The organism is Flavonifractor sp. An100 (assembly GCF_002161175.1).
Lineage (GTDB): Bacteria > Bacillota > Clostridia > Oscillospirales > Oscillospiraceae > Lawsonibacter.
Window position 1 is genome coordinate 1 of the sequence record NZ_NFMA01000010.1, and the last position, 12,736, is coordinate 12,736.

Annotated in this window: 19 protein-coding genes; 2 read left to right on the forward strand and 17 right to left on the reverse strand. The window is 60.9% G+C overall.

The genetic code is table 11. From position 1 onward, the window contains the following. Positions 1-64 precede the first annotated feature (64 nt). The 9 genes from B5E43_RS07205 to B5E43_RS07245 all read right to left on the reverse strand — a co-directional run bounded on the left by B5E43_RS07205 (position 65) and on the right by B5E43_RS07245 (position 6,835). Positions 65-1,141: an aminotransferase class V-fold PLP-dependent enzyme gene (locus B5E43_RS07205; protein ID WP_087395092.1), complete on the reverse strand. Its 1,077-nt coding sequence runs from the start codon at positions 1,139-1,141 to the stop codon at positions 65-67. 79 nt (positions 1,142-1,220) lie between these two features. Continuing rightward, positions 1,221-2,228: an RNA-binding cell elongation regulator Jag/EloR gene (jag, locus tag B5E43_RS07210; protein ID WP_087395095.1), complete on the reverse strand. Its 1,008-nt coding sequence runs from the start codon at positions 2,226-2,228 to the stop codon at positions 1,221-1,223. Positions 2,229-2,233: 5 nt separating this feature from the next. Beyond that, a complete protein-coding gene (locus tag B5E43_RS07215) occupies positions 2,234-3,727 on the reverse strand; it encodes a YidC/Oxa1 family membrane protein insertase (RefSeq protein WP_242964757.1) in 1,494 nt (497 codons plus the stop codon). Positions 3,728-3,774: 47 nt separating this feature from the next. Next, positions 3,775-3,993 carry a membrane protein insertion efficiency factor YidD gene (yidD, locus tag B5E43_RS07220; protein WP_087395099.1) on the reverse strand — a complete coding sequence of 73 codons (219 nt, stop codon included), beginning with the start codon at positions 3,991-3,993 and terminating at the stop codon, positions 3,775-3,777. Next, on the reverse strand, positions 3,990-4,346 hold the full coding sequence (gene rnpA, locus B5E43_RS07225; protein WP_087395102.1) for a ribonuclease P protein component: 357 nt from the start codon (positions 4,344-4,346) through the stop codon (positions 3,990-3,992). Before rnpA ends, yidD begins: the two co-directional genes overlap by 4 nt. A gap of 188 nt (positions 4,347-4,534) precedes the next feature. After that, entirely contained in the window at positions 4,535-4,669 is a 135-nt protein-coding gene (rpmH, locus tag B5E43_RS07230) for a 50S ribosomal protein L34 (RefSeq protein WP_040649988.1), read from the reverse strand. A gap of 480 nt (positions 4,670-5,149) precedes the next feature. Next, positions 5,150-6,184: an IS30 family transposase gene (locus B5E43_RS07235; RefSeq protein WP_087381002.1), complete on the reverse strand. Its 1,035-nt coding sequence runs from the start codon at positions 6,182-6,184 to the stop codon at positions 5,150-5,152. A 54-nt stretch (positions 6,185-6,238) separates the two neighbouring features. Then, positions 6,239-6,481, reverse strand: coding sequence for a helix-turn-helix transcriptional regulator (locus B5E43_RS07240; protein WP_087395105.1), 243 nt, complete (start codon positions 6,479-6,481; stop codon positions 6,239-6,241). A gap of 150 nt (positions 6,482-6,631) precedes the next feature. Beyond that, complete coding sequence (locus B5E43_RS07245; protein ID WP_087380998.1) at positions 6,632-6,835, reverse strand: hypothetical protein; 204 nt, start codon at positions 6,833-6,835, stop codon at positions 6,632-6,634. 178 nt (positions 6,836-7,013) lie between these two features. Between B5E43_RS07245 and B5E43_RS15655 the strand changes: the two genes are divergently transcribed. Next, the gene (locus tag B5E43_RS15655) at positions 7,014-7,139 is read left to right on the forward strand and encodes a hypothetical protein (protein ID WP_275533000.1); all 126 of its coding nucleotides are present in this window, start codon (positions 7,014-7,016) and stop codon (positions 7,137-7,139) included. 127 nt (positions 7,140-7,266) lie between these two features. Further along, on the forward strand, positions 7,267-7,812 hold the full coding sequence (locus B5E43_RS07250) for a hypothetical protein (protein ID WP_087395108.1): 546 nt from the start codon (positions 7,267-7,269) through the stop codon (positions 7,810-7,812). A gap of 37 nt (positions 7,813-7,849) precedes the next feature. Here the strand turns inward: B5E43_RS07250 and B5E43_RS07255 are convergent, their stop codons facing one another. From B5E43_RS07255 to B5E43_RS07285, 8 genes are read right to left on the reverse strand one after another with little or no spacing between them, the layout of a single operon-like run. Then, positions 7,850-8,188, reverse strand: coding sequence for a hypothetical protein (locus B5E43_RS07255; protein ID WP_087395111.1), 339 nt, complete (start codon positions 8,186-8,188; stop codon positions 7,850-7,852). An 18-nt stretch (positions 8,189-8,206) separates the two neighbouring features. Then, a complete protein-coding gene (locus tag B5E43_RS07260; RefSeq protein ID WP_087395114.1) occupies positions 8,207-9,187 on the reverse strand; it encodes a LysM peptidoglycan-binding domain-containing protein in 981 nt (326 codons plus the stop codon). A gap of 16 nt (positions 9,188-9,203) precedes the next feature. Then, positions 9,204-9,614, reverse strand: a complete 411-nt coding sequence (locus B5E43_RS07265) for a hypothetical protein (RefSeq protein ID WP_087395117.1) — start codon at positions 9,612-9,614, stop codon at positions 9,204-9,206. A gap of 16 nt (positions 9,615-9,630) precedes the next feature. Beyond that, entirely contained in the window at positions 9,631-10,053 is a 423-nt protein-coding gene (locus B5E43_RS07270) for a hypothetical protein (protein WP_087395120.1), read from the reverse strand. After that, a complete protein-coding gene (locus B5E43_RS15090; RefSeq protein ID WP_158098991.1) occupies positions 10,050-10,223 on the reverse strand; it encodes a hypothetical protein in 174 nt (57 codons plus the stop codon). Before B5E43_RS15090 ends, B5E43_RS07270 begins: the two co-directional genes overlap by 4 nt. Before the next feature lie 5 nt (positions 10,224-10,228). After that, positions 10,229-10,633, reverse strand: a complete 405-nt coding sequence (locus tag B5E43_RS07275; RefSeq protein ID WP_087395123.1) for an isoaspartyl peptidase — start codon at positions 10,631-10,633, stop codon at positions 10,229-10,231. Positions 10,634-10,636: 3 nt separating this feature from the next. Continuing rightward, a complete protein-coding gene (locus tag B5E43_RS07280) occupies positions 10,637-11,266 on the reverse strand; it encodes a carbohydrate-binding protein (RefSeq protein WP_087395125.1) in 630 nt (209 codons plus the stop codon). Next, positions 11,263-12,390: a reverse transcriptase domain-containing protein gene (locus B5E43_RS07285; protein ID WP_087395128.1), complete on the reverse strand. Its 1,128-nt coding sequence runs from the start codon at positions 12,388-12,390 to the stop codon at positions 11,263-11,265. The genes B5E43_RS07280 and B5E43_RS07285 overlap by 4 nt, the downstream gene beginning before the upstream one ends. Positions 12,391-12,736: the final 346 nt, after the last annotated feature.

Genomic DNA, 12,736 nt, shown 5'->3' on the forward strand with positions numbered 1-12,736 from the left:
CCTTTGGACAAAAACAGGCGGGAGGATGGTGGTCCTCCCGCCTGACTGGCTTGCTGTGTGGTTCTTACTTCTGACCGGGGGCATAGGCCACCACGGTACGGCGGTTGGGCTCCAGACGGACAAAGGAGTCCTCGCTATCGCTTCCGGTGCAGATGAGGACCACATGGCCCCCGTCCTCCATCTCGGGATAGATCCCGCGCTCCTCCAAAGCCCGGGCAAAGGCAGGGCCGTCCTTCACCTTTAGGGTCAGGCGGGTGGGGTCCAGGGGCAGCTCCCCGCCCAGGCTGGGAAAGCGCTCCCGCAGCCCGGCCACCCGGTCCCGGACCCGGCGGTACTCCCCCTTCCCCTCCCCTTCCAACCAGTCCCGGCACAGGTCCAGGGAGGCCAGAATGGGATAGGAGGGGCTGGAGGTGCCAAAGACGCTGGACCACCGGCGCACCCGGTCCTCCACCCCCCCCCTGTAAAACAGCAGGGCCCCCTGTCCCAGGGCGGGGAGGGTTTTATGGGCGGAAACCACCACCCCGTCTGCCCCGGAGAAGGCGTCCACACCCAAACAGGGCAGATGGGCCCCGTGGGCTCCATCCACAAACAATTTTCCACCCCGGCGGTGTATTTCCCCAGAAATGGCGGGGATATCCGACAACAGTCCGGCATAAGTTGGAGAGGTTATACAGACCGTTTTCACATCCGGGTGGACATCTAGAATTTTTTCCACATCTTTTTGAGAAAAGGGCCCGATAAGGTTTTCTTCTCCCAGCCAGGGTCGCTCCAAAAATACCGGCTCCAGGTCCAGCAGGGCCAGGGCATTGTACACCGAGCGGTGGCAGGCCCGGTCCACCGCCACCCGGTCCCCAGGGGAGGTAAAGAGAGCCAGCCCGGTGTGGATGCCCAGGGTGGAACCCCCAGTGAGAAACTGGCAGTGGTCAAAACCGAAGGCGCGGGCCCACAGCTGCTGGGCCTCATCAAAGGGGGCACCCGCCTCGTAGAGGTTTCCAGTGGGGGGCAGCTCGGTGACGTCCAGGGGGGTGAGGGGGGAAAACTCCGGAGCGGAGAGAGGGGTCCCCTTGTGGCCGGGCATATGGAAGCGGGCGGGATTGGACCGGGCGTAGGCCGTCAGGGCGTCATAGAGGGGGGTGGACATGGGACAATGAAACCTCCTTTGGACAAAAACAGGCGGGAGGATGGTGGTCCTCCCGCCTGACTGGCTTGCTGTGTGGTTCTTACTTCTGACCGGGGGCATAGGCCACCACGGTACGGCGGTTGGGCTCCACACCGGTGGAGTAGGTGGTGACGTTGGGATAGTCCTGGAGGGTGGTGTGGATCACATGGCGCTCGTAGGCGTTCATGGCCTCCAGAGTCATGCTCTTGCGGTACTTGACCACCTTGCCGGCCATCTTCAGGGCCAGACGCTGGAGGGACTCCTCCCGCTTGGCCCGGTAGCCCTCGGCGTCAATGTGGATGCGCACCCGCTTGGACTGGCCGTGGTTGACGGAGTAGTTGGTCAGCTGCTGAATGGCGTCCAGGGTCTCCCCCCGGCGGCCGATGATGGCGCCCAGGCCGGTGCCCTGGAGGATGACCTTGTAGTTGCCGTCCTGGTTGATGTACACCTCAGGCTGGGCCTTCACATCCAGGTGCTCCAGCAGGCCGGTGAGGAAGGAGCGGATCTTCGCCCCCTTTTCGTCCTCCTGAGAGGCCAAGGTGAGGGTCTCCTCCCGGCGCTCCCGGGGCTGCTCCTCTCCAATGAGGACCTCGTCCCCCTCCTGGAGCTGCTCAGAGCGGGGCTTGCGCTGCCGGGGCTGCTCCCGGCGCTCGGGCTTGGGCTGCTTGGCCTTGGGGGGCTGCCAGCCGGGCTTGGCGGCCAAGATGGTCTCCTCCTCCACGGGGGCGGCAGGGGTCTCCTCCTTTGCCGTCTCCACAGGGGCGGGCTCCTCTTTCTTCTCCTCCTTGGGAGCGGCCTTGGGGGCAGGCTGAGCCTTGGGCTCCTCCTTCACCACGGAGAGAACCTCCTCCCGCAGCAGATCCTGCATGGGTTTGGGCTCGCCGCCCTCCTCCTCTACCTCATAGCTGACCCGGACCTTGGCGGGGTTGCCCCCGAAGCCCAGAAAACCGGACTTGGCCCGCTCGATCACTTCAATGGACACGTCGTCCCGGTCCAGACCCAGCTGGATCAGGGCGGCGGCAATGGCGTCCTCCTCGGACCGGCCGGTGGTTTCAATCCATTTGATCATTTCCTTCAGACCTCCTTGTCCTCATCGGTCTCCTCTTCACCGGAAGGGGCGTCCTCCTCCTTGGAAGGGACAGCGGTCTCCTCCGCCGCTTCCTCCTCCGGGGCCTGAACCGGCTCCTCCACAGCGGGGGTCTCCTCCAGAGCCTTGGGCTCCTCGGCCTGGGGGACGGCCTGGACCGGCTGGGACTGCTCCTGTTCCTTCTGTTCCGGCTCCTCCGCCTGGGCCTGCTGGGCCTTGCCCTTCTTCTTGCCCTTGGCGGCCTGCTCCATGGCCTGGGCCAGGAAGAGCTGGTTGGGATCGGTGTAGGGGGTCACTTCGCCAAAGCGGTTGGGGATATAGGACCGGCCCCGGGCATAGGCCCGGATGCCCTCCCGGCTGTCGTTCTTATTCACGCCCTCCTGCTCGGGCTCGTCGTTGGTCTTCTTCTGGGCGGGCTTCTTCTTGCCCTTGTTCTTCTTCTCCTCCTCGATCCGGCGCTGACGCTCCAAACGGGCCTCTTCCTTGCGCCGCTTCTCCTCTTCCTTCTCCCGGCGCTCCCGCTCTTCGGCGGCGGCCCGGGCGGCCTCATAGTCCTTCTTCAGCAGCTTGGCGCAGATGACCTCCTGAACCATGGTGACCAGATACTGGGCAATCCAGTAGATGGACAGGCCGGCGGGGACGGTAAAGCCGATCCAGAGGGACATGAGGGGCATGGTGTACATCATCATGCGGTTGGTCTTGTCCATCTGGTCGTTTTTGACCTGATTGTTGATCTTGTTGGTGGCCATGGACACCTTCATGGACAGGAAGGACACGCCGGTGGACACTAAGGGCAGCAGGAACAGGCCGAAGGCGCTCAGACCGCCCACCCAGAACTTCCAGCTGGGGATGGAGGCCAGGTTCAGGCCCAGGAAGGTGAAGTCCATGGCAAACAGCTTGGACCCCGCCTCGCCCATAGCGGCCTGGAGAGCGGGCAGGTTGCCCTCGTTGATGAGGGAGGCCAGATACACCTGGTTGTAGGAGCCGTTCTGGAAGACGGTGGTGATTTCACCGTTGGAGAGCTGCTGGAGCAGCTTGTCCATGTTGGACTGGGACACCCAGCCGTGGGCCACCGCCTCGGTGGACCAGTTGAGCTGCTCGGCCAGCAGGGCGATCTCCTGGGCGGACAGGCTCATAAAGTGGGTCAGGGGCTCCCGAATGATATAGAACAGGGCGATCAGCAGGATCAGGGGGATCAGGGACCACAGGCAGCCGCCCATGGGGTTGACCTTCTCCCGCTCATAGAGCTTCTGGACCTCCAGATTATAGCGCTCCCGATCCTTGCCGTACTGCTTTTGCAGCTGCTGCATTTTGCCCGAGAGCATGGTGGTCTGGATCATGCTCTTCTTGCCCTTCAGGGTGACGGGGAAGAGGATGAGCTTAATGACCACGGCAAAGAGGATTAGAGCCAGACCATAGCTGTTGAAGGTCTCATAGAAGAACATCAACAGCCAGGAAAAGGGTTTCAGGATAATTTCCACAATCATACCTCCGCAAGCTCAAATATAGCCGACAGGTCCTGCCCCTTTTAGGGCACGGGATCATATTCAATGGACTTCTGCCGGTGGAAGGGGTGGCACCGCAGCACACGCCGCAGGGCCAACCAGCCCCCCTTCACCGCCCCATATTTTTCCACCGCTTCCAGGGCGTACTGGGAGCAGGTGGGAATAAAACGGCAGCAGGGAGGGCGCATAGGGGAGATGTTGCGACGGTAAAACCGGATCAGCCAGAGAAGTATCGCCTTCATACCGGCCGCTCCTCCCGGGGCACCGTGAGCCCCAGCTTCCGCATCAGCTGCTGAAAGCTGTGCTCCAGGTCGGAATAGCGGGCAAAGATAGCCCGGGTGCGGGCCACCACTACAATGTCGTAGCCGGGCTGGAGCTTCCACTCGTTGGTGCGGTAGAGCTCCCGAATGCGGCGGCGGACAAAGTTCCGCTTTACCGCCTTGCCCAGCTTCACCCCTGTGGTGATGCCCAACCGGCTGTAAGGACGGCCGGTTTTGCGGCAGTAGACGGCAAAATAGGGCGACACCGCGCTTTTCCCCTTGTTGTACAGGCGGCGGAACTCATGATTTTGTTTCAGGGAAACGGTATGCTTCATGACGGACCTCCAAACAAAAACGGGAACAGCGGCCGAAATTTCGACACATGCGGCAATTGGGGCGGGGGAAAACTCCCACGCCCCTTTCTGCGCGATCTATGCAGCTGTGTCCTCTTTGCCGTATCCAGTCTGAACCGGTCTTGTCCGGCACGCGGACGCTTCAGCGGGCAAAAAAGCCCCTGGAAGCATCAGTGGGTCAGACGAGCGCGGCCCTTGGCACGGCGGCGGGCCAGCACCTTGCGGCCATTGCGGGTGGCCATACGCTTGCGGAAGCCGTGCTCCTTGGAACGCTGGCGCTTCTTGGGCTGATAGGTACGAAGCATGGGGGACACCTCCTAATCCAATTTCAAGCCGGCTTTCCCGGCCCAACAACAGCTCCCTCCAAAAGGAGACAGCTGCGGTCTTTGTAGTGTTCCGGCTGCCAGAGCCGGTGCCTCCGGGAAAATGGGCAGAAAGCCCCCTTTTCAGGAAAGCGTTATTCATTATAGACGATATCTTTCCCATATGTCAACCATATTTTTTGATTCTTTCCCCCTCTTTTTTTCTTTTCTTCCCCCGTTCTCAACATCTTGTAGTCCTATTTCCACTTATACACCAATTATGCTATACATTTAAATAAAAAAATTGAAAAAGTCAAGGATAAATTACAAAATATCAAGAAAAATTTTTGACGTGCGGTATACTGGGGCCGCTCCACTATGGTGGAGCGGCCTTTTTCTCCCGTTCCCGGCGATCCCAGGGCGTGAAAAATCACCGGCGGCCAAAACCCGGCCCCGGCCGTCCCGCTCCCGCTGTTCAGATTTTCAGGCGGCCACGTACTCCTCGAACACGGCCCCGGCGGATCTCCACCCCAGGATCCGGCGCGGATAGTTGTTCATCCACTCCGCCGCCTGGGCCACCTCCGCCTCCGTCACCTGGTCGAAGTTGGTCCCCTTTGGGAACCACCGCCGCAGGATCCGGTTCATGTTCTCGTTGCTCCCGCGCTCTTGCGGGGAATAGGGGTGGCAGTAATAGATTTTCGTCCGTGGGCCTTTCAGCCGGTATGATCGCTGGAGGCCGGCGCAGTCCATGAACTCGCTGCCGTTGTCCACGGTGATGGTGCGGAACACTTCCCGGAACCGCTTTCCCATTCTCCGCTCCACCCGGTTCAGCGCCCGGACCACGCTTTCCGCTGTATGGTCCGGTACCCGTATCACCAGCCCCCACCGCGTCAGCCGCTCTGTCAGCACCAGCAGGGCCGCCTTTGACCCCACTGGCCCCATAATACTGTCCATTTCCCAGTGCCCAAACGTGTTCCGTGCCCGTACCTCCGGCGGCCGGTCCTCGATGGTGTCCCCCGGGGCCTCTTTGGCCCGCTCTCGCTGCTCGTAGTCCCGCCGCCGCTCCCCTTTATAAAGCAGGTGTTCCTCCGTCAGTTCCAGGAACACGTCCCCCCGGTATATGTAGGAATAAAGGGTCGTTTCGCAGATATGGGTTTCAAACTCCAGGCCGGCCGCCTCGATATAGGCCAGCACCGCCCCTGGGGAATAGTGTTCTTCTATGATCTTCCGCTCCACGAAGTTGGCGAAAGCATGATCCCGGCCCAGTTTGATCTCCGGCCCCTTGGCCCTCAAATGCTCCTGGTACTTCCGCTCCGCCACCTCCGCGCAGTATTCCTCCTGGAATATGTATCCCTCTTTCTGCTGGAGGCATAGGCCCCGCTTGATCTCGTTGTATATGGTCTTGACGCAGACCCCCAGCATTTCCGCGATCTCCGCAGGCTTGCCCCCGGTTTTCAGCGCCCCCTCGATTTTCAGGCGGTCCTCCCATTTTAGATGGTGATACCCTTTGTAGTTCATATTTTCCCCCTTTGCGCGGAAAAGCGGCCGGCGTGATTTTCACGCCGGCCGCTCTCATTCTATCCCTAATAGCCATAACACGGGCACGTCCAGGACCTCCGCTATTGTGACCACCTCATAATCCGTGACCAGGCGATCCCCCATCTCCATCCGGCTGATCACGTCCCGCTCCATCGGAACGCCCTCCAGTTGAAGGAGGCGGGCCAGGTCCGTTTGTGATAGCCGCTTCCCCAGCCTCGCCATGCGTATGCGGTCCCCGCAGATATTCTTTTTCCCGTGATATAGAAATTTCTTCACCGCCGCGCCTCCGTGTGGGAATAACCAGACTTTTTCTTAACTTTAGCACGGGATCAGGTGAAAACCCGTGGTAATAGTCTGAACGAAGAAAAAATGATTATTCCGGCGGGGCGCCCTTGGGCGGCCCCTACACCGGCGCGTGTGGTGCCGTTACTCTTTCCCCAGGATTTCGTCCGCCAGGCGGTCCATGGCAGTTTCTATAAATTCATTCAGGCTGCTATATCCTCCAGCCGCCGCCGCGTCCTTGTACCGCTGTTTTTTCCCTTTCTTCACGAAGGGGGAAAGCCTCTCATAATTCGCGGCCGCATACTTGTTTTTTGCTCTGGTCGCCGCCGTCCCCTTTGTTCCTTCCATGGGATCGCCTCCTTTTCCTGTATTATAGCGCCTTTTGTGTACTTGTTCAAGTATATAATCTACACAAATATACTTGTGTAAGTTTGTGCAGGTTCACTCTTGCAAATATACTTGTTCAAGTATATAATAATACTCGTAAGGCAGGGGCGGCCAGCCCCTTACGAAAGGAAGTGAGGGAATGGACGAAATGACCACAGCGGAACTCAATCAGTTTTTAGAGAATATCGCAAAACTGATTGAGGCCACCGCCTCGGACCCTGCGGCCGCCGCAAAGATCGTGCGGGATAGCAAGGTCAAGGCATAAAAAGCGGTGCGCGGCCCCACCTCGCAAGTGAACCGCGCACCAAACCCAAACAGGGCGGCCGGCAGCCTTACGCCGGCCCACCCTGATTTTACAAGAGTAAGGCGAATAAATCAAGGGGGTTTCCAGAATGTCCACTTTTGAAGTCGGAAAATCTTATTACACCACCAGCGCCTGTGATCACAACTGTGTTTTCGTGGTGGAAATCGTCAAGCGCACAGCCAAAACGGTGACATTCCGCCGGGATGGTCAGGAGCGCCGGGCGAAGATCTACACGGACCATAACGGGGAGTATATCGTCCCGGAACGGTACAGCATGGCCCCCGTGTTCCGGGCCTCCTGTGAATACGCGGAGGACCAGGAGGAGGTGGAGGAGGCCGCCCCGGCGGATCCCTTGTCTGCCTACATTCCCCAGGACGCCCAGCCCTCCGCGCACCCCGGCCTGGTCATGGTCGGCCAGCCCGTGATCGGGAACTTTGGCGCCATGTACCCCCAGGAGGTCGGCGTGATCGTCGGTTTCCTGGAGAGGGAGGCCACCCGCTGGACCCCCGCCGCCACCATGGCGGTGATCCGATGGTCGGATGGCCGCACCTCTCGGGAGGCCCTGGAGGACATTCACCCCGCCGGGTGGCGGTCCCCCTCCGGCAGCCCCTTGGGCGTGTTCTTTGCCCGATAACGAACCCCCGGCACCTACACGGTGCCGGGGGTCCTCTTTACTCCGTTTTGTCTTTGCCCCAGTTGGTGATCTGCTCCAGGGCCTCCCGGAGTTTGTCAAAGCCGAACATGGCCGCATAACTCACGAACAGGCCCAGGGCCACCGCGCCGGCCACCATGTACCAGGTGACGGCCCAGCCCATGATCTGGCACACCGCAAAGAACGCCAGCAGGGTCACGGCCATGGCCACCAGCACCGCCAGAATGTTGGTGGGGATCTTGTCCCAGGTGATTTTCTTGACCACCTGGGTGATGATGTTGGTGATCACGGTCAAGATCAGGGCCACCAGCAGGATGGCGGACACCGCCAGGGGAATGTACTGCATAATGGTTTCCATGTGTATGTCCTCCTCTGATTATTTCACAGCCCCGCCCAGCGCCTGCAGCAGCAGGTCCAGGCTGGGGAATGTGCCATAGTTGGCCAGCCAGTATTCCGGCGTATTGATCACGCCGGCGGCCACCAGCGCGGCCACGCCCTCCTGGGGCGTATCCGTCCGCACCCCGGCCTTTGTGATGGTCTGCGCGGCCTTTTTCATCAGAATGTCCAGGTATTGGACCTTTCCGGCCTCCGCCGCCTCCGCCCAGTAGTCCGGGGAGTTGATCACACTCAGGGCCTCCAGTTTGTCGGCCGCCGCCCGGGGCGTATCCTGGAGCATAAGTACCTGGCCCACGCGGATCAGGTTCTTGTTTTGGATGGCGTTGATCTCCGCCAGGGCGTCCACGGTGGTGCCATACTTGGCCGCGATCTTGGAGAGGTTGTCCCCGGCTTTCACGGTGTAGATGGTCGGCCTGCCGGCCTCGCTGGTCCCGCCGCCGGTTTCTGTCGCCTTGCCGGCATAGTCCGGGGTGCCGAACCCGCGAATATATTTCCCGTTCACCTTCATGGTGCGGTGCCCCACGGCGTTGGACATATTTCCCTCGATCACGGTGAAGGTGTTCCCAGACACCTTGGTGACGATCCCCACATGGTCGGCAGAGGCAGTCAGGTCCGTGGTGGCGTAGTTGGCGCCGTCGTCCCAGTTATAGAAAATATAATCTCCCATTTTCGGGGTGTAGGTGTCATTTTCCTGCCACGCGCCCAATTTCTTGAAAAGTTCAATGTGCTTTTCGCACCCGCACTCCGTCGGGATAATGTCGGTCATGCCCGCCTTGATGGCCACGGCGGAGGCGTATGTGCTGCACCATGCGTCCGTGTACTTTACTTTATAGCCTCGGGCCAGGGGTTTGTGGGCGTTGTAAACGTCAATGATCTTTTTGTGGCTCCCGTCGCCCTCCTTGCACCCCAGCCACGCCTCTGCTGTGTCCACGATCTTCTGCCTCAGTTGGTTCTCTGTCATTGGTAAAACCCCCTTATTAAATTCCTACGTCTGGCGGCTCCGGCCGCTCCTTTGGCGGTTCCTCCGGTGCGGCAGTCTGGCCGCTCCCGCTCGTTCTTGCGGCCGCCTGTTTTTCCTTTGTGGTCTTGATCCATCCCATGACCCCGTTTTCAAAACCGCACACGCCGAACACGCAGGCGGTCAGGGTGGCAGGCTCGTTCCCGGTGTGCCAGAACACGGCCAGGTCCGCCGCCGTATAGGCCACCAGGATCACGCCCTCCAGGATCAGCACCTTGTCCATGGTCCCCATTTTCTTCTTTGCGGCGGTGGCCAGCCGTGCGGCCGCTGCGTGGCTTCCTCCGGCCAGCCTTGTGGCGGCCCAGCACAAGGAAAAGCCCAGCAGCGCCCCGCCGGCCATGGCTGCCGCCGCGATCAAAGGCATATTCATTCCTGCGCCCCCTTTTTTACAGAAAATCCGCCTTTGCCAGGCAGTCCTCGTAAATATCCTTGATCCGCTGGGAGGTCAGCACGGTGGTGTTGTTCTCGAAATGCGGGTGGTCGTCGCAGTATCGTTCATAACTGGTAATGTCCCGCAGGATCTGGTCGAAATGCTCCTTTGTGTGGCGGACCCCGTGGATCGTTTCGTCCCCGAAGTGGAGGATCCGGGACCGGCAACTGATCGCGTCCCGCTCCTCCTGGGCCGCTTTCATGGCCTCCAGGTCCCGCTCCAGTTGGTCCACCTTGGCGATCACCTCCCCATTGATGGCGCGGCCGATGGCCTTGGCGACGGCGGACCATGGATTTACCTTGATCGGTGCCACCTGGATCATCGTCATGGCCGCCAGCAGCGCCCCGCCGCCGCCCAGCAGGATCTCCTCCAGGTTCAAGGTCCCACCCCCTCACCGACGGCCCTGGCGTACTGCCGCCGCACGGCCGCGATCTCCTCCTCGTGGGCCAGCGCCCCGAACTGGGCCAGTTCCATGGCCTGGGCCTGAATGATCACGTTCATGCGGTCAATGACGGCGCACAGGTCCGCGATCACTTTTGTGCTGTCCATGGCCGTCACCTCCTCGCGCCGATCAGATCCGCGATGTGCCGCAGGTCCTCCACCGGGGCCTCGAAAAAGGCGTGGCCCCACAGGAAATGATCTTCATGGTCCTGCCGTCGGTACTTTTGGGCGGTTTCATCCTCCCACACCCGATCCCAGCGGGCTTGATGGTCTTTGTCCCGTTTTTCCAGTGTGGAGGTGATGGCCAGCGTCAGGGCGCCCCGCTCCCGCCCTTGGCCGTCGTCGTCCCTGGCCAGGTGCAGGTGTGCGTTCCGGCTTGTGACGGCGCAGACGGCCGCACCCTTGTGGATGATCATTCCGTCCACGGCCTCCAGTCGTGTCCCATAGGGGAGATTGACGTGGCCGCCGATCCCCTCCAGCCTCATACGCTTTTTTACGATGTACGGTATTTTTTCCACGGCTTACACCTCCGCCGCGTCGTCTGCGGCCTCCGTCCATCCATACACGCCCGGCTCCCACACGTTTGCCGCCACGTCACTGATCCAGTGTTTCCCGTTGTGGCTTACCTTGGCCCCCTGGGCATAGGCGTCATGTGCCCCCATGGGCTGGGACCACTCCGGCCACTCCTCCGCCGGGTCCGAAATGCTCACCCACAGGCTCACCGCCGTGTCCGGCGTCCAGTCGGCTTGACTGGTATGGGCCTGGAGGCATTTATACAGTTTTCCGTCCGTATAGCGCCGGATCTGCCCCGCTGTGTAGTTGACGGGATAGGCCCACGGGGAGAACAAGTCCGCGTGTTCCGCCGCCGTCACGTCGTCAATGTTCCCGGCCTCCGCCATGGTGGTGAACACGATCCCGTTGGTCGTGGCCGTCCGCTCGATCTCCTCCCCGGCGTCTGTCTCCTCCAGGATCACGCTCTCCGCGCCCTCCAGGGCCTCCCGGCCCAGGAGGTGGTACACGGTTCCGTTGTGGGCGATCCCCGTGGCCTCCGCCTCCTGGCACAGCACAAAGCACCCGTTTTCCGCCTGCCGCACGTAGGTTGGCGCCTCGGTCATTCCCAGGCTTGTCCCGTCTTTGATGATCTTGATCATGGTTCTGCACCTCCGTAAATTGCATGAAATATCCGGTTCAGCCGGAGGACCCGGCCGTGGTCGTTGTAGTTCTCGAAATAGGCGATCTGGCTGGTCAGCCACGCCCGCACCTGCTGGACGGTCATTTCCCCGGCGTCCACCTTGGCCTTGAACGCCCGCAGTTTCCGCCGCGCCCGTTTCATCCCGTCCCGGTTCCCGTGGGTGATCACCCTCCCGGTGGGCGTCAGGTAGAATTTGACCTTGCAGAACCGGAAGGGTTTGGACAGTGGCACGATCCTGGTTTTGCTCCGGCTCACGGTCAGCCCCATGGCCTCCATGCGCTCGGTTGCGGCGTCCCGGAACGCCTCCGCCTGCTCCTTGGTTTCCGCGATCATGTGGTAGTCGTCCATATAGTGGGCCGGCCCTTCCGCCCGCAGTTGGCAGGCGATCCAGTTGTCCACGGCGGACGGCAGGGACACCATTTCCATCTGCGACGGCTCCACGCCCAGGGGCATACCCACGCCGCCCGGCACAGCGGCCACCACCGTGTCCGCCACCGCCCGGATCTCCGGGTCCAGGATCAGGCGCCGGTGGCGCTCATAGATCGCCGCATGGGGCGCGGAGGGAAAGAACTGCTTTAGGTCCATAAGGACCACGTAACCCTCCCGGCCGTGTTTCCTGAAATGCTCCCGCAGGATCCGTTTCAGTTCCTCATGGTGGAAGGACAGTCCTTTTCCCTTTTGGCTGGCGCCGTTCCGCCGGATCATGCCCGGCGTGTATAGCGGCTCCAGCACCTCCTTGGTCAGGGTTTTGTGGATCTGCCGGTCGTTGATGTGTGGGGCGTCTATGGGCCGGATCTTGCCTCGCTCCCGGAGAAGGAAGTGGGCACCCGGCTTTGGCCGCCACTTCCCGGATAAAACTTCCCGCCGCCTGCGGGCCGTGCCGGAAAACAGGTGCCGTTCAAAATTCTGCGTGGATTGTTTCCACCGGACATTGTTACAGCACTTCTTTCCCCATTTGAACATTTTTCGGAAACTGAACGCCTGGGCGATCCCGCCCAGGTCCTCGCTGCGTTTCCTCCGCCGCGCCTCCCGTGCGGCCTGTCGTCTATGGTATCGCGCCTCCCGGCGCTCCTCACTGGTCATATATTTTTTTCGCGCCTCCGTGCGGTTGTGGTGTAGGTGTGCGGCTAAACGCGTAGCCCCTTCACATGAAACGGGGTTAGCACAATAGGCCCGCCATGCAAGCAGCGTCCGTGAAGTGGCCACAGAGTGCGGTTTCGGGTTTTTGGCCCGGGCAGTATCTCTCCTTTCACAAAGGGTCCGGTTCGTTTCCTACTGCATTTGACCCGTTCCCCTCGCGGGGTTGTGAAATCCGGCGGCCACGGCCCAGGAATTGTTCGCGTTGTTGTTGTTGGCGTTGCCGTTGGTGTTGACAAGGCAGAAATTGTTCGTGTTCGTCGCATTGACGGACCGGCACCACGCATTGGCC

What these genes read in the sequence shown, in the direction of transcription:
- B5E43_RS07265 (WP_087395117.1), bottom strand. Translation starts at nt 9,614, where the DNA reads ATGAATATGCCTTTGATCGCGGCGGCAGCCATGGCCGGCGGGGCGCTG.
- rpmH (WP_040649988.1), bottom strand. Translation starts at nt 4,669, where the DNA reads ATGCTTCGTACCTATCAGCCCAAGAAGCGCCAGCGTTCCAAGGAGCAC.
- rnpA (WP_087395102.1), bottom strand. Translation starts at nt 4,346, where the DNA reads ATGAAGCATACCGTTTCCCTGAAACAAAATCATGAGTTCCGCCGCCTG.
- jag (WP_087395095.1), bottom strand. Translation starts at nt 2,228, where the DNA reads ATGATCAAATGGATTGAAACCACCGGCCGGTCCGAGGAGGACGCCATT.
- B5E43_RS15090 (WP_158098991.1), bottom strand. Translation starts at nt 10,223, where the DNA reads ATGGACAGCACAAAAGTGATCGCGGACCTGTGCGCCGTCATTGACCGC.
- B5E43_RS07205 (WP_087395092.1), bottom strand. Translation starts at nt 1,141, where the DNA reads ATGTCCACCCCCCTCTATGACGCCCTGACGGCCTACGCCCGGTCCAAT.
- B5E43_RS07260 (WP_087395114.1), bottom strand. Translation starts at nt 9,187, where the DNA reads ATGACAGAGAACCAACTGAGGCAGAAGATCGTGGACACAGCAGAGGCG.
- B5E43_RS07285 (WP_087395128.1), bottom strand. Translation starts at nt 12,390, where the DNA reads ATGACCAGTGAGGAGCGCCGGGAGGCGCGATACCATAGACGACAGGCC.
- yidD (WP_087395099.1), bottom strand. Translation starts at nt 3,993, where the DNA reads ATGAAGGCGATACTTCTCTGGCTGATCCGGTTTTACCGTCGCAACATC.
- B5E43_RS07250 (WP_087395108.1), top strand. Translation starts at nt 7,267, where the DNA reads ATGTCCACTTTTGAAGTCGGAAAATCTTATTACACCACCAGCGCCTGT.
- B5E43_RS07280 (WP_087395125.1), bottom strand. Translation starts at nt 11,266, where the DNA reads ATGATCAAGATCATCAAAGACGGGACAAGCCTGGGAATGACCGAGGCG.
- B5E43_RS07245 (WP_087380998.1), bottom strand. Translation starts at nt 6,835, where the DNA reads ATGGAAGGAACAAAGGGGACGGCGGCGACCAGAGCAAAAAACAAGTAT.
- B5E43_RS07255 (WP_087395111.1), bottom strand. Translation starts at nt 8,188, where the DNA reads ATGGAAACCATTATGCAGTACATTCCCCTGGCGGTGTCCGCCATCCTG.
- B5E43_RS07235 (WP_087381002.1), bottom strand. Translation starts at nt 6,184, where the DNA reads ATGAACTACAAAGGGTATCACCATCTAAAATGGGAGGACCGCCTGAAA.
- B5E43_RS15655 (WP_275533000.1), top strand. Translation starts at nt 7,014, where the DNA reads ATGGACGAAATGACCACAGCGGAACTCAATCAGTTTTTAGAGAATATC.